A 19,930-nucleotide genomic window follows, 5' to 3' on the forward strand; every position below is an offset into this window, starting at 1 on the left:
GCCGGACCGCCGGGCCGATGGGCTCAGGGGTTCAGCGGCAGTGCGGCGAGATCGGCGACCACCACGGTCAGCGGGACGAACAGGGCCAGCAGGGCACAGGCGCGCAGGAGGACGGCGGAGCGCAGCATCGTGGACGGCGCGCCGAGCCGCAGCAGCGCGGCGTTGGTGCCGGCGCGGGACTGCCGCGCCTCGACGGCGGCGATCAGCAGGGTGGCCAGGGCGCAGCCGGCGACGAGCAGCGTGCCCAGCGTCGTCAACGGGCCGAGTGGCCGAGCGGTGCCGTCGTAGGCCGCGACCATGGCGTACGTCCCCGACGCCACCGCGCAGACCACACCGAGTGGGCGGCCGATGCGGCCCGCCTCCTCCATCAGGACACGGCCGGCCAGGAGCCGCAGGGCTCCCGGACGCGCGGACTGGAGCACACGCCCGCACAGGTGGGTGAGGCCGGGCCCGGCCAGGGCGAGGCCGAGGGCGGTCATCAGCCAGCCGACGAGGACCGGGGCGGAGTCGGCCGCCAGGCCGCCGGGGAGGGCCGGTCCGGAGGCGGCCCCGGGTGTGGTGGACCGTCCGGCGTAGGTCTCCACGGTCAGGCCGGCGGCGAGTACGGCGATGCCCCAGGGGAGACCGGTGGGCGGTTCGCGCGGGGTCGGGGGCCGGTGGGGATCGGGGTCGTCGGGCACGGGCTTGCGGCCGGAGTCCTCGTGGCCGGCGTCCCCGAGGGCGTCCGTCGGCTCGATGCCGGTCGGGTCCGTGCCCGTCACGCGGGCCTCGGCCGGATCGGTCTCGGCCGGGTCGGTTCCGGCTCGCGCCGGGCCGGCGGCCGTCTCCGTGGGCCGGGTCGCGCACGCCGTCGCCGACCGGCCCTGCCGCCGCGCCGTCCCGTCGCCGAGGCGTGCGCCGAACCGGCCGTACGCCCCGAACGTCTCCTGCGTGCCCGTGCGCCGGTAGGCCCCGAAGCGGCCGAACCTCCGGCCGGTGCTCCGGGCCGCCGCGGGCCTCGCGTCCCGGGGGTACAGCACCAGCGCGACCGCCGTCGAGGCGAGCACGGGGACGACGGCCAGCAGGGTCAGCACCGCCGGCACCGGCAGCGGCTCCCCGGCCGCCAGGAACGCCCAGGCTGCGCCGTCGAACGGCAGTCCCGTGCCCTCGCCGCGCAGGTACGCGAAGAGCAGCAACGCGAGCAGCGAGCCGAGCCCGCAGGCCACGGCGGTCGTGGCCGCGGAGACGGCCATCAGACGGCCCGGGCCGAGACCGACCGCCGACAGGCCCGGCCGGGGACGGGTCCCCGGGTCGGTGCGGGCCACGGCGACCGCGAGGTACAGCGTCGCGACCAGGGGCAGCACGCACCAGGACAGCCGCAGCACCGCCGCGCCGGAGTGCTCCGGGCGGCCGAGCGCGTAGCCGAGGCTGGACAGCAGCAGGAAGCCCGTGCCCGCCGACGCCGCCACGACCGTCAGGCGGCGCAGCTGGACGCCCGGGCGGGCGACGCGGATCAGACGGAGAGCGAGCACGCGGCCCGGCCTTCCGCCGTGTCGCCGACCGGGGGGAGGTGCACGGTCTTCACGCACCGTCCGTCGAGCACCGCCACCGTCCGGTCCGCGACGGCCGCGGTCTGCGGGTCGTGCGTCGCGAGCACCACCGTGATGCCGTGCGAGCGGGCCGCGGTGGTCAGCGTGCGCAGCACCTGGGCGCGGTCGGCGCGGTGCAGCGGGGCCGTCGGCTCGTCCGCGAACAGCACCGTGGGGAGGGGGGCGAGCGCGCGAGCGATGCAGACGCGCTGCCGCTCGGCCTGGCGCAGCCGGTGCGGGCGCAGCCGGGCCTGGCCGCCGACGTCGAGGCGCTCCAGCCACTCCAGGGCGGCCACCTTGGCCCGCCGCCGGCTCGTGCCACGCAGCATCAGGGGCAGGGCCGTGTTCTCCCAGACGTTCAGCTCCGGTACGAGCACCGGAGCGGGGTCGACCCAGCCGAACCGGTCCCGGCGCAGCCGCTCACGGGCCAGCGGGCCGAGGGTGTGCACGGGGACGCTGTTGAACCAGACCTCGCCGTGCCGCACCCGCGTCAGGCCGGACAGGCACCGCAGCAGGGTCGTCTTGCCACTGCCGCTCGGCCCGCTCACGGCGAGGATCTCACCCTGCGCGACACCGAGGGAGACGCCGCCGAGGGCGGGCGAGCCGTCGTCGTGGGTGTAGTGCAGGGCCCGCGCCCAGAGCACCTCGTTGTCGGGTGGGACGTCCATGGGCGTACACCTCGGTTCTCAGCGGGAATGCCGTGCCGTGTCCCCCGTACGGGCGAACGAGTGTGAAGACCTCGGGTCACGGGACCGGTCCGACGCAGAGTGACGCGTCAAGGGCACGCTAGGCAGCCCCTCCGGGGAGGCCGGACAGCACACGGCCCCGGGCCGCCGTTTCTCACTCGAACGGACGGCACCGGGGCCGGTGATGATCAGCTGATCGCAGGTGTGCGCATTTCGCGCGGCGGTCGCACCGCCGCGGTCACAGCTTGGTCCACGCCTCCGTCAGGGTCGCGCGCAGGATCTGCTCGATCTCGTCGAAGGTCTCCTGGTTGGAGATCAGCGGCGGGGCGAGCTGGACGACCGGGTCGCCGCGGTCGTCGGCACGGCAGTACAGGCCGTTGTCGTACAGCGCCTTGGACAGGAAGCCGTACAGGACCCGCTCGGTCTCCTCGTCGTTGAAGGACTCCTTGGTGTTCTTGTCCTTCACCAGCTCGATGCCGTAGAAGAAGCCGTTGCCGCGGACGTCGCCGACGATCGGCAGGTCGTGCAGCTTCTGGAGGGTGGAGAGGAAGGCGCCCTCGTTGTCCAGCACGTGCTGGTTGAGGCCCTCGCGCTCGAACAGGTCGAGGTTGGCCAGGCCCACCGCGGCGGAGACGGGGTGGCCGCCGAAGGTGTAGCCGTGCAGGAAGGTGTTGTCGCCCTTGTAGAACGGCTCGGCGAGGCGGTCGGAGATGATGCACGCGCCGATCGGGGAGTAGCCCGAGGTCATGCCCTTGGCGCAGGTGATCATGTCCGGGACGTAGTCGAACTTGTCGCAGGCGAACATGGTGCCCAGGCGGCCGAAGGCGCAGATGACCTCGTCGGAGACGAGCAGCACGTCGTACTGGTCGCAGATCTCGCGCACCCGCTGGAAGTATCCGGGCGGCGGCGGGAAGCAGCCGCCGGCGTTCTGCACCGGCTCCAGGAAGACCGCGGCGACCGTGTCGGGGCCCTCGAAGAGGATCTGCTGCTCGATCTGGTCGGCGGCCCAGCGACCGAAGGCCTCCGGGTCGTCGCCGAAGAGCGGGGCGCGGTAGATGTTGGTGTTCGGGACCTTGTGCGCGCCCGGCACCAGCGGCTCGAACGGCGCCTTCAGGCCCGGCAGTCCGGTGATGGACAGGGCGCCCTGCGGGGTGCCGTGGTAGGCCACCGCGCGGGATATGACCTTGTACTTGGTGGGCTTGCCGGTCAGCTTGAAGTACTGCTTGGCGAGCTTCCAGGCGGTCTCGACCGCCTCACCGCCGCCGGTGGTGAAGAAGACCTTGTTCAGGTCGCCCGGCGCGTAGTCGGCCAGCCGCTCGGCCAGCTCGACGGCCTTGGGGTGGGCGTAGGACCAGACGGGGAAGAACGCCAGCTCCTGCGCCTGCTTGAACGCGGTCTCGGCCAGCTCCGTGCGGCCGTGACCGGCCTGGACCACGAACAGACCCGCGAGACCGTCGAGGTAGCGCTTGCCCTTGTCGTCGTAGATGTAGGTGCCCTCGCCGCGCACGATCGTCGGCACGGGGGCGTTCTCGTACGAGGACATGCGGGTGAAGTGCATCCACAGGTGATCGTACGCGGTACGGCTGAGGTCCTTGCTCACGGTTATCGGGTTCCCCACATGTAGGTCTGCTTCTTGAGCTTGAGGTAGACGAAGCTCTCGGTGGAGCGCACGCCGGGCAGTGCCCGGATGCGTTTGTTGATGACGTCCAGCAGCTGGTCGTCGTCCTCGCAGACGATCTCGGCGAGGATGTCGAACGAGCCCGCGGTCATCACCACGTACTCGACTTCCGACATGCCGGTCAGCGCTTCGGCCACGGACTCCGTGTCGCCCTCGACGTTGATCCCGACCATCGCCTGCCGACGGAAGCCCACGGTGAGTGGGTCCGTGACGGCGACGATCTGCATCACGCCCTGGTCGAGCAGCTTCTGGACGCGCTGGCGCACGGCCGCCTCGGACAGGCCCACGGCCTTGCCGATGGCGGCGTACGGACGGCGGCCGTCCTCCTGCAACTGCTCGATGATGGCGAGGGAGACGGCGTCCAGGTGCGAGCTGCCGCTCGCGTGCCTGGACTCGCGGGAGTCCCTGTGCTCTGCGCTTCGACTGGCCACGACCTCACTGTGCACGACGGATCGACAGTTCCGCAAGGCCGATGCGATGAAATTCGTTGTTTGCGATACCGAGACGTGCGGATTTCGCAGAACTCGGCCGGACGGGGGTGTTGAAAACGTCGCACCGCGGACTAGGGTGGGTGCCTCAGTGATGGGACATCGTGAACAGACCAGGAGGGCCGGGCAGTGAGCACCGAGCTGGGACGGCTGCGCAAGCTCCGTAACTACATCGACGGTGAGTTCCGGGACGCCGCCGACGGACGGACCACCGAGGTGGTCAACCCCGCGACGGGCGAGGCGTACGCGACCGCGCCGCTGTCCGGGCAGGCGGACGTCGACGCCGCCATGGAGGCCGCGGCGGCAGCCTTCCCGGGCTGGCGCGACACCACTCCGGCGGAGCGCCAGAAGGCCCTGCTGAAGATCGCGGACGCCTTCGAGGAGCGCGCCGAGGAACTGATCGCGGCCGAGGTGGAGAACACGGGCAAGCCGATCGGGCTGACCCGCTCCGAGGAGATCCCGCCGATGGTCGACCAGATCCGCTTCTTCGCGGGTGCGGCGCGGATGCTCGAGGGCCGCTCGGCCGGCGAGTACATGGAGGGTCTGACCTCCATCATCCGCCGCGAGCCGATCGGCGTCTGCGCGCAGGTCGCGCCGTGGAACTACCCGATGATGATGGCCGTGTGGAAGTTCGCCCCGGCGCTCGCCGCCGGCAACACGGTCGTCCTCAAGCCGTCGGACACCACCCCCGCCTCCACGGTCCTGATCGCCGACATCATCGGCTCGGTCCTGCCCAAGGGCGTCTTCAACGTCATCTGCGGCGACCGCGACACCGGCCGCCTGATGGTGGAGCACCCGACCCCGGCGATGGCCTCCATCACCGGCTCCGTGCGCGCCGGCATGTCCGTCGCCGAGTCGGCCTCCAAGGACCTCAAGCGCGTCCACCTGGAGCTGGGCGGCAAGGCCCCGGTCGTGGTCTTCGAGGACACCGACATCGACAAGGCCGTCGAGGACATTTCGGTCGCCGGCTTCTTCAACGCCGGTCAGGACTGCACGGCCGCGACCCGCGTCCTCGTCCACGAGTCCATCCACGACGCGTTCGTCTCCGCGCTCGCCAAGGCCGCGGCCGAGACCAAGACCGGGCAGCCGGACGACGAGGACGTCCTGTTCGGCCCGCTGAACAACCCCAACCAGCTCAAGCAGGTGGCCGGCTTCATCGAGCGGCTGCCCGCCCACGCCAAGGTCGAGGCCGGCGGCCACCAGGTCGGCGACAAGGGCTACTTCTACGCCCCGACCGTCGTCTCGGGCCTCAAGCAGGACGACGAGATCATCCAGCGGGAGGTCTTCGGCCCGGTCATCACCGTGCAGTCCTTCTCGGACGAGGACCAGGCGGTGGAGTGGGCCAACGGCGTCGAGTACGCGCTGGCCTCCTCGGTGTGGACCAAGGACCACTCCCGCGCCATGCGGATGTCCAAGAAGCTCGACTTCGGCTGCGTGTGGATCAACACCCACATCCCGCTGGTCGCCGAGATGCCGCACGGCGGCTTCAAGAAGTCCGGCTACGGCAAGGACCTGTCGGCGTACGGCTTCGAGGACTACACGCGGATCAAGCACGTCATGACGTCGCTCGACGCGTGACGCCGACTGCGTGACGCGTGACGCCGGCCGGTCGACGTATGACGCCGGCCGCGCGGCACGGACAGCGTGCCGCTGACCGCGTGATGCGCTGATCGCACGGCTCGCCCGCTCGCGGCCCCGGACGGGGGACGGACCGTCCGGGGCCGCGGTGTGTCCACGGCCGGGCGCCGCCCCGGGCGTTGATCGACAAGGTGTCGGCTCCCTCCCCGCGTGCTCGACGCTGCGTCGATTGTCCGGCCGCGGGGCGAGCGGCATCCTGGGCCGGTGCCCAAGACTGCGAACACGCCCCCGCTCTCCCGCCGCTCCCTGCTGCGCGCCCTGGGCGGCACGGCCGCGCTCGGTGCGCTCGCCGGGTGCGGAGTGCCCGCCGCCTACGTCCAGCCCGGTGACCGCGCCATCCCGGACAGCTCCGCCACCGACCACCGGCTGATCTGGGCGAACTGGCCGCTCTACATCGACACCGACGACAAGAACCCGAACAAGCGGCCCACCCTGGAGGCCTTCGAGAAGCAGACGGGCATCACCGTCGACTACGTCGAGGAGATCAACGACAACGACGAGTTCTTCGGCAAGATCAGCCCGTCGCTGATGAACCATCAGGATCCGGGTCGCGATCTGATCGTGATCAGCGACTGGCTGTGTGCGCGGTTCGTCCGGCTGGGCTGGGTGCAGGAGATGGACCGCGCCCGCCAGCCGCAGGTGGCCGAGTACCTCGACCCGCTGCTGCGCGACCCCGCCTTCGACCCGGGACGCAAGTTCACGATGCCGTACCAGTCGGGCATCACCGGCATCGCCTACAACCGCCGCAAGCTCGGCCGCGAGATACGCCAGGTCTCCGACCTGTGGGCGAGCGACCTCAAGGGCAAGGTCACCCTGCTCTCCGGCCTGGACGAGGCGTTCGCCCTGCTGATGCAGGCCAACGGCGTGGACATCACCAAGTGGGAGACCCGGGACTTCGACAAGGTCTGCGACCAGGTGGAGCGGCAGGTCCGCAGGGGCCAGATCCGCCGCTTCACCGGCAACGACTACACCAAGGACCTGGTCAGCGGGGACGTCCTGGCCTGCCAGGCCTACTCGGGCGACGTGATCCAGCTCCAGGCGGACAACCCCGACATCCGCTTCGTCGTGCCCGAGGAGGGCGCCGAACTGTGGTCGGACTCCTGGATGATCCCCAACCGGTCCACCCACAAGGCCAACGCGGAGAGACTGATCGACTACTACTACGAGCCCGAGGTCGCCGCGGAGCTCGCCGCCTGGGTCAACTACGTCTGCCCGGTCCCGGCGGCCCAGGCCGTGCTCGCCGACTCCAAGGACAAGGAGACCGCCGAACTCGCGGAGAACCCGCTGATCTTCCCCGACTCCACCATGCGCAAGCACCTCGCCATCGCCCGGGACATGTCCTCCGACGAGCGCACGGAGTTCGGCAAGCGCTGGAACGCGATCGTGGGCCTGTAGGGCCTGTTGCGAAAGGCCCTGGCAGACTCACCTCCGTGACACACACGCCGAACGACCAACAGGTGGGCCCCGCCGTGACGTTCGGGCTGCTGGCGGCCTGGGCGCTGCACGACGTGGAGGAGCTGGCCACCGTGCAGGCCTGGCTGCGGCGCAGTGAGCCGGGGCTGCGGGAGCGCTTCCCGGCCGTGCCGGAGGCGGTGTGGCGGCGGCTCGGGTCCGTGGACGCGCGTGAATTCGCGGTGGCCGTGGGGGTGATGGGCGCGATCGTCGCCGCCACGTCCGCCGCGGGCCGGGCGACCGGCGGGCGTTCCGCCGTCTACCAGACGGCGCTGAACGCCTTCGGACTGCACGGTCTGGTCCACCTGGCCCAGGCCGCGGCGGTGCGCGGTTACACCCCCGGCTCCGCGACCTCGCCCGTCCTGGTCGTCCCCTTCACCCTCTGGGCCCGCGCCCGCCTGCGCCGCGCCGGCGTCCTGCGCCCCACGCGTCCCCGGGACCTGGTCCTCGGCCTGGGCCTCGCGGGCGCGGCCACGGTGGCGTCGCACGCGGCGGCCCGCCGCCTGCTGGGCGGACGGTCCGCCACCTGAGCGCCGCCGGCGCGATGCGTTCGGCCACCGGGTTCATGGATTCGCCCTTGGCGTCGGTGGAGTTGACCGAGTGGACGAGGGTGCGGTTCAGGTCGCGGGTCGCGCCGAGCACGGTGCTGTAGCCGTAGCGGGCGCCGGACCTGATCCAGGCGACCCGGCCGCCGTACTCGAAGCGCTGGAGGCCCGCGCTGTGGGTGGCGCCCTCGATGCCTGCCGGGACCGTGAACATCCGGCCTGGATGCCGCTGGTGTGGTTGAGCAGTTGCCGTACGGTGACGGGCTGGAAGTCCTCGGTGAGCAGGCCCGGAGGATACCGCTGGATCGGTGCGTCCAGGCCGACTCCGCCCTGCGCGGCGAGCCGCAGTACGCCCGCCGCCGTCACCACCTTCGTCGCCGAACCGGCCCGGAAGCGGGCGTTCGGGCCGGCCGCTGCGCAGGTCGTGCACGCCCGCGCTGCCGCGCCGGGTGCCGCCGGTGCCGCCGATGCGGACCAGGGTGGCCGTGGGGTCCTCGTCGGGCAGCGAGGTGACGGCGGAACGCGGCGCTTCGGCGCCCGGGCCGGACGGGCGCGCGGCCGACGGCCGGTGAGCCCGGGCCGGAGACGACACCCCCGGCGGCCGGTGCGGGCCCGGTGGGTGCGGCCAGGGCGGGTACGGCGGTGACCGGGGCGAGGACGACGGAGGCGGCGGTCGGGGCCGTGGCGCGTGCGTGCATCGGATGCCTCCGGGGGCGCTCGGTGGGCTGGTGCCGAACATCCGTCAGGCGTGCGACGCCCGCTGGATCGTCGCAGGGGAGGGCACCCGTCCCCGAGGTGTCCCGGAGCAAGTGCCGGGCCCTACCGGGGTGTTGTCGGGGCCGTCCCCTACGGTGCCGTCGTCTGCGCGGTGCGCAGGGTGTGCAGCAGGTCGACCCGGTTGGTCGTGATCGAGTCGGCGCCGAGGTCGAGGAGGCGGCGCAGGGAGCGGCGGGTGTCGGGGGTCCAGACGGACAGCAGGTAGCCGTCGTGGTGGACGCGGGCGGCGAGGTCCCGGTCCACCAGGGTGAAGCGGTAGTTCAGCCACCGGGGCCGCACCGCGTCCAGCAGCCCGGCCCGCGGCGGCGCGAGCGTCGTCCAGGTCAGCGCGATCTCGGCGGCCGGGTCGGCGGCCCGCACCGCGAGCATGGCCTCGGCGCCCGCGCAGTAGTACACGCGGTCCCGCGCGCCGCACGCGTCGACCACGTCGACGATCCGCCGCACCGCCCGTGGGTGGGCCGGGCCCGGCAGGTCGATCATGACGCGGCCGGCGTCCGCCGCGGTGAGCGCGTCCTCCAGCGTGGGCACCAGGCCGCCCGTCAGTCCGCGCAGTTCCGCCGCGGACAGTGCGTGCAACGGCCGGTCGTGGGCCCACAGCCGCTTGAGCGACTCGTCGTGGAGCAGCACCGGAACGCCGTCCCGGGTCAGCCGTACGTCGATCTCGACCGCGTCCGCGCCCTGGTCGAACGCGGAGCGCAGTGAGTCGACGGTGTTCTCGCGGAAGCGGTAGGGGTCGCCGCGGTGCGCCACGGCGGTCACGGTCTGCATGGTCCCCATTGTGTCCCGCGCGTTCCGGTTCAGGGCGCGAGCCACCGCGCGGTGTAGGCGTCGATCTCCTCCACGATGCGCGCCTTGCCGGCCGCGTCCAGGAAGGAGGCGTGCACCGCATTCCTGGCCAGCTCGGCCAGGCCCTGCTCGTCGAGGTCGAGCAGCCGGCCGGCCACGGCGTACTCGTTGTTGAGGTCGGTGCCGAACATGGGCGGGTCGTCGGAGTTGACCGTGACGAGGACTCCGGCGCGGACGAACTCCCTGATGGGGTGCTCCTCGAGGGTGCGCACGGCCCGGGTGGCGATGTTGGAGGTCGGGCACACCTCCAGCGGGATGCGGTGCTCGGCGAGGTGGGCGAGCAGCTTCGGGTCGAGGGCGGAGCTGGTGCCGTGGCCGATGCGCTCGGCCCGCAGTTCGGTCAGCGCGTCCCACACCGTCCCGGGTCCGGTGGTCTCGCCGGCGTGCGGGACGGAGCGCAGCCCGGCGGCGATCGCCCGGTCGAAGTAGGGCTTGAACTGGGGCCGGGGTACGCCGATCTCGGGTCCGCCGAGCCCGAAGGACACGAGGCCCTCCGGGCGCAGCCGGTCGTCGGTGGCGAGCCGGGTGGTCTCCTCGGCCGACTCGAGACCGGCCTCACCGGGGATGTCGAAGCACCAGCGCAGTACGGTCCCGAACTCGTCCTCGGCCGCCTTGCGGGCGTCCTCGATCGCGTCCATGAAGGCGCGCTCGTCGATGCCGCGCCGGGTGGAGGAGAACGGCGTGACGGTGAGCTCCGCGTAGCGCACCTGCTGCCGGGCCAGGTCGCGGGCGACCTCGAAGGTCAGCAGCCGGACGTCCTCCGGGGTGCGGATCAGGTCCACGACGGACAGGTACACCTCGATGAAGTGGGCGAAGTCCGTGAAGGTGAAGTAGTCGGCCAGGGCCTCGGGGTCGGTGGGCACCTTGGAGTCGGGGTGGCGGGCGGCCAGCTCGGAGACGATCCGGGGGGAGGCGGAGCCGACGTGGTGCACGTGCAGTTCGGCCTTGGGCAGTCCGGCGATGAAGGCGTGCCGGTCACGCGGCGCGTGCAGGTCGTGCGATGCGTGCGATGCGTGCGGCGCGTACGGGGCACGGAGTGCGGGCTGGTCGGTCAAGGGGTCCCTCCCCGGGAAGGGCGCCGCGGGCCCTGCGGGCGCGGCGCGGGTGATCGGCTGATCGGTGAGCACCGTCATGGTAGGCGCACGCCTCGCCGCGGCCCGGGCCGCGGTCGGCGGTCAGGGGCGGGGAAGCCCGGTGCCCGGCGGCGCGCCCGCACGGACGAGGCCTTAGCATGGCGAGGCGATCGATCAAGGGGGAGACGACGAGATGACGGACGGAACGCAGGCCGGCGGGGGCGCGGGAGCCGAGGATCCGTGGGCGCCGCCCGAGAACAGACCTTCATTGGAGAAGAACCCGTCCGCTCCGGCGCCGTACCCCGGGCCGGAGCAGCCGTCCGGCTTCGCCCCGCCCTCCGTGCACGACCAGGCGACGATGGCCTCGATGCCGGCGACCGGTTTCCCGCCGCCCGGCTACGGTGCCCCCGGCGCGGACTCCGCCGTGCCGCCGCCGCCCGTCGCTCCCACGGGTCCGGGCGCTCCCATCGGTCCGGGCGCACCCGTCGGCCCCGTCCCCGGCGGGTACGGCTACTCCGGCTACCCGGGACCGGGCAACGGCTGGCCCGGCATGCCGATGCCCCCGGAGAACGGGATGGGCACCGCCGCCATGGTGCTCGGCATCCTGTCCTGCACCCTGTTCTGCTTCTACGGCGTCTTCGGGGTGATCCTCGGCGTCCTCGCCGTGATCTTCGGCGTCAAGGGCCGCCGCAAGGCCGAACGCGGCGAGGCCAACAACCACGGCCATGCCCAGGCCGGCCTGATCACGGGCATCATCGGTATCGTCCTCGGCCTCATCACGATCGCCCTGCTGGTCCTCGGTCTGTTCTACGTCAGCACCTTCGAGCACTCCTCGACGACCTACGACGAGGACCCCGCCCGCGCCTCGCTGCCGGCCGTGAGCGTCCTGGCCGACCACTGACGGCGGACCGGCCCGCGCACCCTGCGCGGGCCGGTCTCCGTATCCGGGCCCGGCCGCGCACCTCGCGTGGGCTGGTCTCCGTATCCGGGCCCGGCCGCGCACTGTGCGCGCGCCGGTCAACGCACCCGCGCCCGGCCCCGCACTCTGCGCAGGCGGTCAACGCACCTCCGCCCCGCCCAGCCCTCCGCCGGTCACCGCACCCGCGCCTCGGTCCGCAGCCGCTCGCGCGCCTCCATCAGCGCGAAGCCGAGCAGGTTCGGCCCCCGCCAGCGCTCCGGATCGGCCGCCGCGTCGTCGCCGGCGGCCAGCCCGATGCCCCATATCCGGTCCACCGGACTGGCCTCCACCAGTACACGGTCGCCCGTGGCCAGCAGGAACTCCCGCAGCGCGGGGTGGGCGGCGAACTTGTGGACGCTGCCCTCCATCACGATCCGGAACCGCTCCCGCTCCCACACGCCCTCGTCGAAGCCGCGCACGAGCCGACCCGCCTTCTTGGCCTCGGCCGGATGCCGCGCGGCCAGCACCAGACGCTCCGCCTCCGCGTCGTCGAACAGCCGCGCCTTGCCGGCCATCATCCAGTGCTCCGCGGTCGCGTACCGCACCGAGTCCACCGTGAACGGCGACGGCCACCACTGGCTCAGGCAGCTCGGGCCGACGCGGCCGTCCGGGCGTGGCCGATGCCCCCAGAAGTGCAGATAGCGCACCCGTGTCCCCGCACGGACTTCCCTGGTCAGAGCCTGCCAGGAGGCGATGTTCCCCATGCACGCGAGTGTGGCACGCACCACTGACACACCGTCCTGCCTTTTCCGTGCCGACTGGACACCTGGTCGACAGATTCCGTCGCGTAACCAAAAGGCAACAACGGAATCACTTGTTGGAGTCCCAGGGCTCTGTCAGGATCGGCACTCAAATCGAGCTGGAGCTACGCCACCCGCCCTCGGTGACCGAGGGGCGAAGGCGGAGGAGAGCGACATGCACAACCCGGGCACCGCCACCCCGGACCGATTTCCGGCACAGGACCGTTTCGCGAACGGCGCGCAGTACATCGCCGGAAAGCTGATCAAGGGCACCTCGGGCCGCAGCCACGCGGTCGTCGACCCCGCCACGGGCGAGGAGGTCTACACCTACGAACTGGCCGGCCGCGAGGACGTCGACGCCGCGGTGGCCGCCGCGCGCGAGGCGTTCCCCGGCTGGGCGGGCGCCACGCCCGGCGACCGCTCGGACGCGCTGCACCGTTTCGCGGCCGTGCTCGCCGACCGGGCGGAGGACCTCGCCCGCGCCGAGTCCCTCCAGTGCGGCAAGCCGCTGAAGCTGACCCGCGAGTTCGACGTGCCGGGCACGATCGACAACGCGGCCTTCTTCGCGGGCGCCGCCCGGCATCTCCAGGGCCAGTCGGCCGGCGAGTTCTCCGGCGACCACACGTCCTACGTCCGCCGCGAGCCCATCGGGGTCGTCGGCTCCATCGCGCCCTGGAACTACCCCCTCCAGATGGCCGCCTGGAAGATCCTCCCGGCCGTCGCCGCGGGCAACACCATCGTGCTCAAGCCGGCCGAGCTGACCCCGCTGACCTCGCTGATGTTCGCCCAGGCCGCCACCGACGCGGGCATCCCCGACGGTGTGATCAACATCGTCACCGGCACCGGCAAGGTGGCCGGCGAGCACCTGATCGGCCACCCGGACGTCGCCATGACGTCCTTCACCGGCTCCACCGCCGTCGGCAAGCGGGTCGCCGAGATCGCCACCGCGACCGTCAAGCGCCTGCACCTGGAACTCGGCGGCAAGGCGCCCTTCGTGGTGTTCGACGACGCCGATCTGGAGGCCGCCGCCAACGGCGCGGTCGCGGGCGCGCTCATCAACACCGGGCAGGACTGCACGGCCGCCACGCGCGCGTACGTGCAGCGCCCCCTGTACGAGGAGTTCGTCGCGCGGACGGCCGCCCTGATGGCGTCCGTCCGGCTGGGCGACCCGTTCGCCCCCGGCACCGACCTCGGCCCGCTGATCTCGCACGTCCAGCGCGACCGCGTCGCCGGCTTCGTCGACCGGGCGCGTGCCTACGCGCGCGTGGTCACCGGCGGCGAGGCACCCCAGGACGAACTGAAGAACGGGGCGTACTATCGCCCCACCCTCATCGCGGACGCGGCGCAGGACAGCGAGATCGTCCAGTCGGAGATCTTCGGTCCGGTACTGGTCGTACTGCCGTTCGACAGTGATGATGAGGGGATTCGGCTGGCCAACGACACTCCGTACGGTCTGGCGGCTTCGGCGTGGAGCCGGGACGTCTACCGGGCCAACCGCGCGACGCGGGAGATCAAGGCGGGGTGCGTGTGGGTCAACGACCACATTCCGATCATCAGCGAGATGCCGCACGGCGGTTATAAGCAGTCCGGCTTCGGCAAGGACATGTCCTCGTACTCGTTCGAGGAATACACGCAGATCAAGCACGTCATGTTCGACAACACGGCGGTGGCCCGCAAGGACTGGCACCGCACGATCTTCGGGGACCGATAGCAACGACCAGGCCTTGCACCAGGCCACCTTCCCGAAAGGGCACCACGCGCATGGAGCAGTACGAGCCCGACCGCCTCACCCCGGCCCAGCTGGCCGCCGTGCGGCGCAGCTTCCGCAACGGCAGGGCCTCCCTCAGCCGCCGCTCGATGCTGCGCGCCTCGGCGGGCGGCGCGCTCGCGGTCGGGGGACTCGGGGCGCTGAGCGCCTGCGGAATCCCGCCGGCCGGCCAGGCACAGGGGGGTACCTCCGCCGAGGACCACTCGGCCAAGGAGAAGATCGTGGACTTCTCCAACTGGCCCGTGTACATCGACGTCGACAAGAGCGGCAAGAAGCACCCCACGCTCGACGAGTTCACTCGGCAGACCGGGATCCAGGTCAAGTACACCGAGGACATCAACGACAACAACGAGTTCTTCGGCAAGATCAAGCCGCAGCTCGCCGCCGGCCAGGACACCGGCCGCGACCTCATCGTCGTGACCGACTGGCTGGCCGCGCGGCTGATCCGCCTGGGCTGGGTGCAGAAGCTGGACGCGGAGAACCTGCCGCACGCCTTCGCCAACCTGTCCGAGCAGTACCGCAGTCCGGACTGGGATCCGGGACGCGCCTACTCCTACGCGTGGCAGGGTGTCTCGACCGTCATCGCCTACAACAAGAAGGCACTCGACGGCATCGAGGTGAAGTCGGTCTCCGACCTGCTGGACAACCCCAAGCTCAAGGGCAGGGTCTCCTTCCTGTCGGAGATGCGCGACAGCATGGGCATGACCCTGCTCGACATGGGCAAGGACCCGGCCAGGTTCACCGACGACGACTACGACGCGGCGACCGCCCGCCTGCAGAAGGCCGTCGACAAGGGGCAGATCCGCCGCTTCACCGGCAACGACTACACCTCCGACCTGACCAAGGGCGACATCGCCGCCTGCGTCGCCTGGGGCGGCGACATAGTCCAGCTCCAGGAGGACAGCGCCGACGTCGACTACGTCATCCCGGACGCCGGCTGGCTCACCTCCACCGACAACCTGCTGATCCCCAACAAGGCCCGTCACAAGGCCAACGCCGAACGGCTGATCGACTTCTACTTCCAGCCGAGGCAGGCCGCCCAGCTCTCCGCCTACGTCGCCTTCATGAGTCCCGTCGACGGGGCGAAGGACGAACTGGCCAAGATCGACAAGGCGGCGGCGGAGAACCCGCTGATCATCCCCACCAAGGACATGGTGGCCAAGGCCCACTCCTTCCGCGCCCTGAGCGACAAGGAAGAGGCGGCCTACGAAGCGAAGTTCGCGAAGCTCACAGGGGCGTGACGACAATGACGACGACAGACAACAGCGGCGACGTCCGCCTCTCGCAGATCGGCAAGCGCTACGGCGCCTTCACCGCCGTGCACCCGCTCGACCTGACCGTGCCGCAGGGATCCTTCTTCGCCCTGCTCGGCGCCTCCGGCTGCGGCAAGACCACCACCCTGCGCATGATCGCCGGCCTGGAGGAACCCTCCTCCGGCACCGTGCACCTCGGCGACCAGGACGTGACGCACCTGCCGCCGTACAAACGCCCGGTCAACACGGTCTTCCAGTCCTACGCCCTCTTCCCGCACCTCGACATCTTCGAGAACGTCGCCTTCGGTCTGCGCCGGCGCGGCATCAAGTCGGTGAAGAAGCAGGTCGAGGAGATGCTGGACCTGGTGCAGCTGGGCGAGCAGGCCCGCAAGAAGCCCCACCAGCTCTCCGGCGGCCAGCAGCAGCGTGTCGCGGTCGCCCGCGCGCTGATCAACCACCCCAAGGTGCTCCTGCTGGACGAGCCGCTCGGCGCCCTGGACCTGAAGCTGCGCCGCCAGATGCAGCTGGAGCTCAAGCGCATCCAGACCGAGGTCGGCATCACCTTCGTCCACGTCACGCACGACCAGGAGGAGGCCATGACCATGGCCGACACGGTCGCCGTGATGAACGGCGGCCGGGTGGAGCAGCTCGGCGCGCCCACCGACCTCTACGAGAACCCGCAGACCACGTTCGTCGCGAACTTCCTCGGCACCTCGAACCTGATAGAGGCCGAGGTCGGCTCCAGGAGCGGCGAGGAGATCGTCCTGAAGGCGGGCGGCGGCAAGCTCACCCTGCCCAAGGCGCGATGTTCCGCCCCGGCCACGACCGGCGGCAAGGTGCTCGTCGGCGTCCGCCCGGAGAAGATCTCCCTCACCCACGCCGACGACGCGGGCGAGATCCCCGACGGCCGCAACCGCATCACCGGCCGGATCTCCGAGTCGAGCTTCATCGGCGTCTCCACGCAGTACATGATCGACAGCCCGGTCTGCCCCGACTTCGAGGTCTACGCCCAGAACATCGACCGCGACGCCCGCCTGGTGCCCGGCGCCGAGGTCGTCCTGCACTGGAACCCGGCCCACACGTTCGGTCTTGATGCGAAGCAGGACATCGACGCGGGCGTCGAGAGTGTCGAGGAGGACGCAGCCTGATGGCCGCTGTCACCGAGGCGCCCTCGCCGCCCGTCGCCCAGCAGACGAGACCGCCGCGCAGGCGGGGCCGCTTCACCCCGTACTGGCTGCTGCTGCCCGGCATCCTCTGGCTGGTCGTCTTCTTCGCGCTGCCGATGATCTACCAGGCGTCCACGTCCGTGCAGACGGGCTCCCTGGAGCAGGGCTACAAGGTCACCTGGCACTTCGCGACCTACTGGGACGCGCTGTCGCAGTACTGGCCGCAGTTCGTCCGCTCGGTCCTGTACGCGGCCTCCGCGACGATCCTGTGCCTGCTGCTCGGCTACCCGCTGGCGTACCTCATCGCCTTCCGCGCGGGCCGCTGGCGCAACCTGATCATGATCCTGGTGATCGCGCCGTTCTTCACCAGCTTCCTGATCCGGACCCTGGCCTGGAAGACGATCCTCGCCGACGGCGGCCCGGTCGTGGGCGCCCTCAACACGCTGCACGTCCTGGACGTCACCAACTGGCTCGGCTGGACCGCCGGCGACCGGGTGCTCGCCACGCCGATGGCGGTGGTGTGCGGTCTGACGTACAACTTCCTGCCGTTCATGATCCTGCCGCTGTACACCTCGCTGGAGCGCATCGACCCGCGGCTGCACGAGGCGGCGGGCGACCTCTACGCCAGGCCGTTCACCACCTTCCGCAGGGTCACCTTCCCGCTGTCGATGCCGGGCGTGGTCTCCGGCACGCTGCTGACCTTCATCCCGGCGGCCGGCGACTACGTCAACGCGGACCTGCTCGGCTCCACCGACACCCGCATGGTCGGCAACGTCATCCAGACGCAGTTCCTGAGGATCCTGGACTATCCGACGGCCGCGGCCCTGTCCTTCATCCTCATGGCCGCGATCCTCGCCATGATCACCATCTACATCCGCAAGTCCGGCACGGAGGATCTGGTTTAAATGGCCTTCGTCAACTGGCTCAAGCGCCACCTCGTCGTCATCGCCGGACTGCTGACGCTCGGATACCTGCTCCTGCCGAACGTCATCGTCACGGTCTTCTCCTTCAACAAGCCCAAGGGCCGCTTCAACTACCAGTGGCAGGCGTTCTCCATGGACGCCTGGAAGGACCCGTGCGGTGTCGCCGACATGTGCGGATCGCTGTCGATCAGCCTCCAGATCGCCGTCTGGGCCACGATCGGCGCCACCGTCCTCGGCACGATGATCGCCTTCGCGCTGGTCCGCTACCGCTTCCGCGCGCGGGGCACGGTGAGCTCGCTGATCTTCCTGCCGATGGCGATGCCCGAGGTGGTCATGGCGGCCTCGCTGCTCACCCTGTTCCTCAACATGGGCGCGCAGCTCGGCTTCTGGACGATCCTGATCGCGCACATCATGTTCTGCCTCAGTTTCGTCGTCGTCGCCGTCAAGGCGCGCGTGATGTCGATGGACCCGAGGCTGGAGCAGGCCGCGCAGGACCTGTACGCCGGACCGGTCCAGACCTTCCTCCGGGTCACCCTGCCGATCGCGGCCCCCGGTATCGCCGCGGGCGCGATGCTCGCCTTCGCGTTGTCGTTCGACGACTTCATCATCACGAACTTCAACGCGGGCTCGACCGTGACCTTCCCGATGTTCGTCTGGGGCTCGGCACAGCGCGGCACACCCGTCCAGATCAACGTCATCGGTACGGCCATGTTCGTCATCGCCGTCCTGCTCGTCCTGGTCTCCATGGCCATCGCCAACCGGCGGACCAGGCAGAAGGCATGACGCCTTCCCGTCGAAACAACGCAAGTGACTCTGTAGGGAGTTGAAATCATGGCCCCTGGCGCCATGAGCCGTGAGCACGACTGGACCACATCCCTCTCCGAGGCCCAGCCGGTCCCGTACTGGCTGGACGACCCCGGCAGGCCCCGCCCGGAGCCGGCGCTGACCGGAGCCGAGACCTGCGACCTGCTGGTGGTCGGAGGTGGTTACAGCGGACTGTGGACCGCGCTGATCGCCAAGGAGCGCGACCCCGCCACGGACGTGGTGCTGGTGGAGGGCCGCGAGGTGGGCTGGGCCGCCTCCGGCCGCAACGGCGGCTTCTGTGCCGCCTCCCTCACGCACGGCCTGGCCAACGGCCTCGCCCGCTGGCCGGAGGAGATCCACAAGCTGGAGGAGCTGGGCGCCCGCAACCTCGACGCCATCGAGGAGACGGTCGCCCGCCACTCCATCGACTGCGAGTTCGAGCGTACCGGCGAACTCGACGTCGCCACGGAGCCGTACCAGGCCAGGGAACTGAAGGACTGGTACGCCGAGATGCAGGAGCACGGCCTGGCCGAGGGCTTCGAGTTCCTCGACCGGGACGCGGTGCGCGAGCAGGTCGCCTCACCGACCTTCGAGGCCGGTCTGTGGGACCGCCGGGGCGTCGCCATGGTCCACCCCGCCAAGCTCGCCTGGGGCCTGAAGCAGGCGTGCGTGCGCCTCGGCGTACGCGTCTACGAGCGCACCCCGGCCCTGACCCTGAGGCCGTACGGCGCCGGAATGTCGGTACGCACGCCCTACGGCCGGATCAGGGCCGGCCGGGTCGCGCTCGGCACCAACGTCTTCCCCAACCTGGTCAAGCGGGTGCGCTCGTACACCGTCCCGGTCTACGACTACGCCCTGATGACCGAGCCGCTCAGCGCCGAGCAGATGGCGTCGATCGGCTGGAAGAACCGCCAGGGCCTCGGGGACGAGGCGAACCAGTTCCACTACTTCCGGCTGTCCGCGGACAACCGGATCCTGTGGGGCGGCTACGACGCGATCTACCCGTACGGCGGCCGGGTGCGCGCCGAGTACGACGACAGGCCGGAGACCTACGCCAAGCTGGCCGGGCACTTCTTCACCTGCTTCCCGCAGTTGGAGGGCGTCCGCTTCACCCACGCCTGGGGCGGGGCGATCGACACCTGCTCCCGCTTCTCGGCGTTCTTCGGCACCGCCCACCAGGGGAAGGTCGCCTACGCGGCCGGCTACACGGGCCTGGGCGTGGGCGCGACCCGCTTCGGCGCCGAGGTGATGCTCGACCTGCTGGCCGGGCAGCGCACGGAGCGCACCGAGCTGGAGATGGTCCGCAGGAAGCCGATGCCCTTCCCGCCCGAGCCGTTCGCCTGGACCGGCATCGCGCTGACCAAGTGGTCCCTGGCACGCGCCGACGAGCAGGGCGGCCGGCGCAACCTGTGGCTGCGGACGATGGACCGCCTGGGCCTGGGCTTCGACAGCTGAGGTCCGACCCCGCAGACGAGACCTCCCTCTCCCGTACGACGCACCCCCCCCGCGTCCACGGGAGAGGGAGGTCTTCTCATGCCGCCGGCGCCACAGGTCTTGACAACCGAAT

General features: G+C 71.1%; 18 protein-coding genes. 10 read left to right on the forward strand and 8 right to left on the reverse strand.

Annotated elements, in window-relative coordinates; translation table 11 throughout:
- Positions 1-23 precede the first annotated feature (23 nt).
- The 4 genes from ACTYVM_RS27400 to ACTYVM_RS27415 form a co-directional block, all read right to left on the reverse strand.
- Positions 24-1,511 (reverse strand): hypothetical protein, encoded by a 1,488-nt coding sequence (locus ACTYVM_RS27400; protein WP_445528509.1) that lies wholly within the window; start codon positions 1,509-1,511, stop codon positions 24-26.
- Complete coding sequence (locus ACTYVM_RS27405; protein ID WP_445528510.1) at positions 1,493-2,236, reverse strand: ABC transporter ATP-binding protein; 744 nt, start codon at positions 2,234-2,236, stop codon at positions 1,493-1,495. The genes ACTYVM_RS27400 and ACTYVM_RS27405 overlap by 19 nt, the downstream gene beginning before the upstream one ends.
- Before the next feature lie 256 nt (positions 2,237-2,492).
- The gene (locus tag ACTYVM_RS27410) at positions 2,493-3,872 is read right to left on the reverse strand and encodes an aspartate aminotransferase family protein (RefSeq protein ID WP_445528511.1); all 1,380 of its coding nucleotides are present in this window, start codon (positions 3,870-3,872) and stop codon (positions 2,493-2,495) included.
- On the reverse strand, positions 3,857-4,378 hold the full coding sequence (locus tag ACTYVM_RS27415; RefSeq protein WP_445528512.1) for an Lrp/AsnC family transcriptional regulator: 522 nt from the start codon (positions 4,376-4,378) through the stop codon (positions 3,857-3,859). Before ACTYVM_RS27415 ends, ACTYVM_RS27410 begins: the two co-directional genes overlap by 16 nt.
- Before the next feature lie 171 nt (positions 4,379-4,549).
- Here ACTYVM_RS27415 and ACTYVM_RS27420 point away from each other — a divergent pair, with 171 nt between their 5' ends.
- The 3 genes from ACTYVM_RS27420 (at position 4,550) to ACTYVM_RS27430 (ending at position 8,040) form a co-directional block, all read left to right on the forward strand.
- Entirely contained in the window at positions 4,550-5,998 is a 1,449-nt protein-coding gene (locus ACTYVM_RS27420) for a gamma-aminobutyraldehyde dehydrogenase (protein ID WP_445528513.1), read from the forward strand.
- A 264-nt stretch (positions 5,999-6,262) separates the two neighbouring features.
- Positions 6,263-7,453 (forward strand): ABC transporter substrate-binding protein, encoded by a 1,191-nt coding sequence (locus ACTYVM_RS27425; RefSeq protein ID WP_445528514.1) that lies wholly within the window; start codon positions 6,263-6,265, stop codon positions 7,451-7,453.
- A 35-nt stretch (positions 7,454-7,488) separates the two neighbouring features.
- A complete protein-coding gene (locus ACTYVM_RS27430; RefSeq protein ID WP_445528515.1) occupies positions 7,489-8,040 on the forward strand; it encodes an HXXEE domain-containing protein in 552 nt (183 codons plus the stop codon).
- Positions 8,041-8,127: 87 nt separating this feature from the next.
- Here the strand turns inward: ACTYVM_RS27430 and ACTYVM_RS27435 are convergent, their stop codons facing one another.
- The 3 genes from ACTYVM_RS27435 to ACTYVM_RS27445 form a co-directional block, all read right to left on the reverse strand.
- Positions 8,128-8,424: a serine hydrolase domain-containing protein gene (locus tag ACTYVM_RS27435; RefSeq protein WP_445528516.1), complete on the reverse strand. Its 297-nt coding sequence runs from the start codon at positions 8,422-8,424 to the stop codon at positions 8,128-8,130.
- A gap of 477 nt (positions 8,425-8,901) precedes the next feature.
- Positions 8,902-9,600, reverse strand: a complete 699-nt coding sequence (locus ACTYVM_RS27440) for a glycerophosphodiester phosphodiesterase (protein ID WP_445528517.1) — start codon at positions 9,598-9,600, stop codon at positions 8,902-8,904.
- A gap of 29 nt (positions 9,601-9,629) precedes the next feature.
- The gene (locus ACTYVM_RS27445; protein ID WP_445528518.1) at positions 9,630-10,811 is read right to left on the reverse strand and encodes an adenosine deaminase; all 1,182 of its coding nucleotides are present in this window, start codon (positions 10,809-10,811) and stop codon (positions 9,630-9,632) included.
- A 133-nt stretch (positions 10,812-10,944) separates the two neighbouring features.
- Between ACTYVM_RS27445 and ACTYVM_RS27450 the strand changes: the two genes are divergently transcribed.
- A complete protein-coding gene (locus tag ACTYVM_RS27450; RefSeq protein WP_445528519.1) occupies positions 10,945-11,652 on the forward strand; it encodes a DUF4190 domain-containing protein in 708 nt (235 codons plus the stop codon).
- 191 nt (positions 11,653-11,843) lie between these two features.
- Here ACTYVM_RS27450 and ybiA read toward each other — a convergent pair whose 3' ends face one another.
- Positions 11,844-12,413 carry a riboflavin biosynthesis intermediates N-glycosidase gene (gene ybiA / locus ACTYVM_RS27455; RefSeq protein WP_445528520.1) on the reverse strand — a complete coding sequence of 190 codons (570 nt, stop codon included), beginning with the start codon at positions 12,411-12,413 and terminating at the stop codon, positions 11,844-11,846.
- Between the two features lie 211 nt (positions 12,414-12,624).
- On the opposite strand from ybiA, the gene ACTYVM_RS27460 reads away from it, so the two are divergent.
- Genes ACTYVM_RS27460 through ACTYVM_RS27485 form a run of 6 tightly spaced genes read left to right on the forward strand, consistent with a single transcriptional unit; the run spans position 12,625 to position 19,818 of the window.
- Positions 12,625-14,160, forward strand: coding sequence for a gamma-aminobutyraldehyde dehydrogenase (locus tag ACTYVM_RS27460; RefSeq protein ID WP_445528521.1), 1,536 nt, complete (start codon positions 12,625-12,627; stop codon positions 14,158-14,160).
- Positions 14,161-14,210: 50 nt separating this feature from the next.
- Complete coding sequence (locus ACTYVM_RS27465; protein WP_445528522.1) at positions 14,211-15,458, forward strand: polyamine ABC transporter substrate-binding protein; 1,248 nt, start codon at positions 14,211-14,213, stop codon at positions 15,456-15,458.
- Positions 15,455-16,618, forward strand: coding sequence for an ABC transporter ATP-binding protein (locus tag ACTYVM_RS27470; RefSeq protein WP_445528523.1), 1,164 nt, complete (start codon positions 15,455-15,457; stop codon positions 16,616-16,618). Before ACTYVM_RS27465 ends, ACTYVM_RS27470 begins: the two co-directional genes overlap by 4 nt.
- Positions 16,618-17,541 (forward strand): ABC transporter permease, encoded by a 924-nt coding sequence (locus tag ACTYVM_RS27475; RefSeq protein WP_400034587.1) that lies wholly within the window; start codon positions 16,618-16,620, stop codon positions 17,539-17,541. Before ACTYVM_RS27470 ends, ACTYVM_RS27475 begins: the two co-directional genes overlap by 1 nt.
- Positions 17,542-18,342, forward strand: a complete 801-nt coding sequence (locus ACTYVM_RS27480) for an ABC transporter permease (protein ID WP_445528524.1) — start codon at positions 17,542-17,544, stop codon at positions 18,340-18,342.
- A gap of 48 nt (positions 18,343-18,390) precedes the next feature.
- Positions 18,391-19,818 (forward strand): NAD(P)/FAD-dependent oxidoreductase, encoded by a 1,428-nt coding sequence (locus tag ACTYVM_RS27485; protein WP_445528525.1) that lies wholly within the window; start codon positions 18,391-18,393, stop codon positions 19,816-19,818.
- Positions 19,819-19,930 lie beyond the last annotated feature (112 nt).

It is taken from the genome of Streptomyces cyslabdanicus (genome assembly GCF_052663305.1).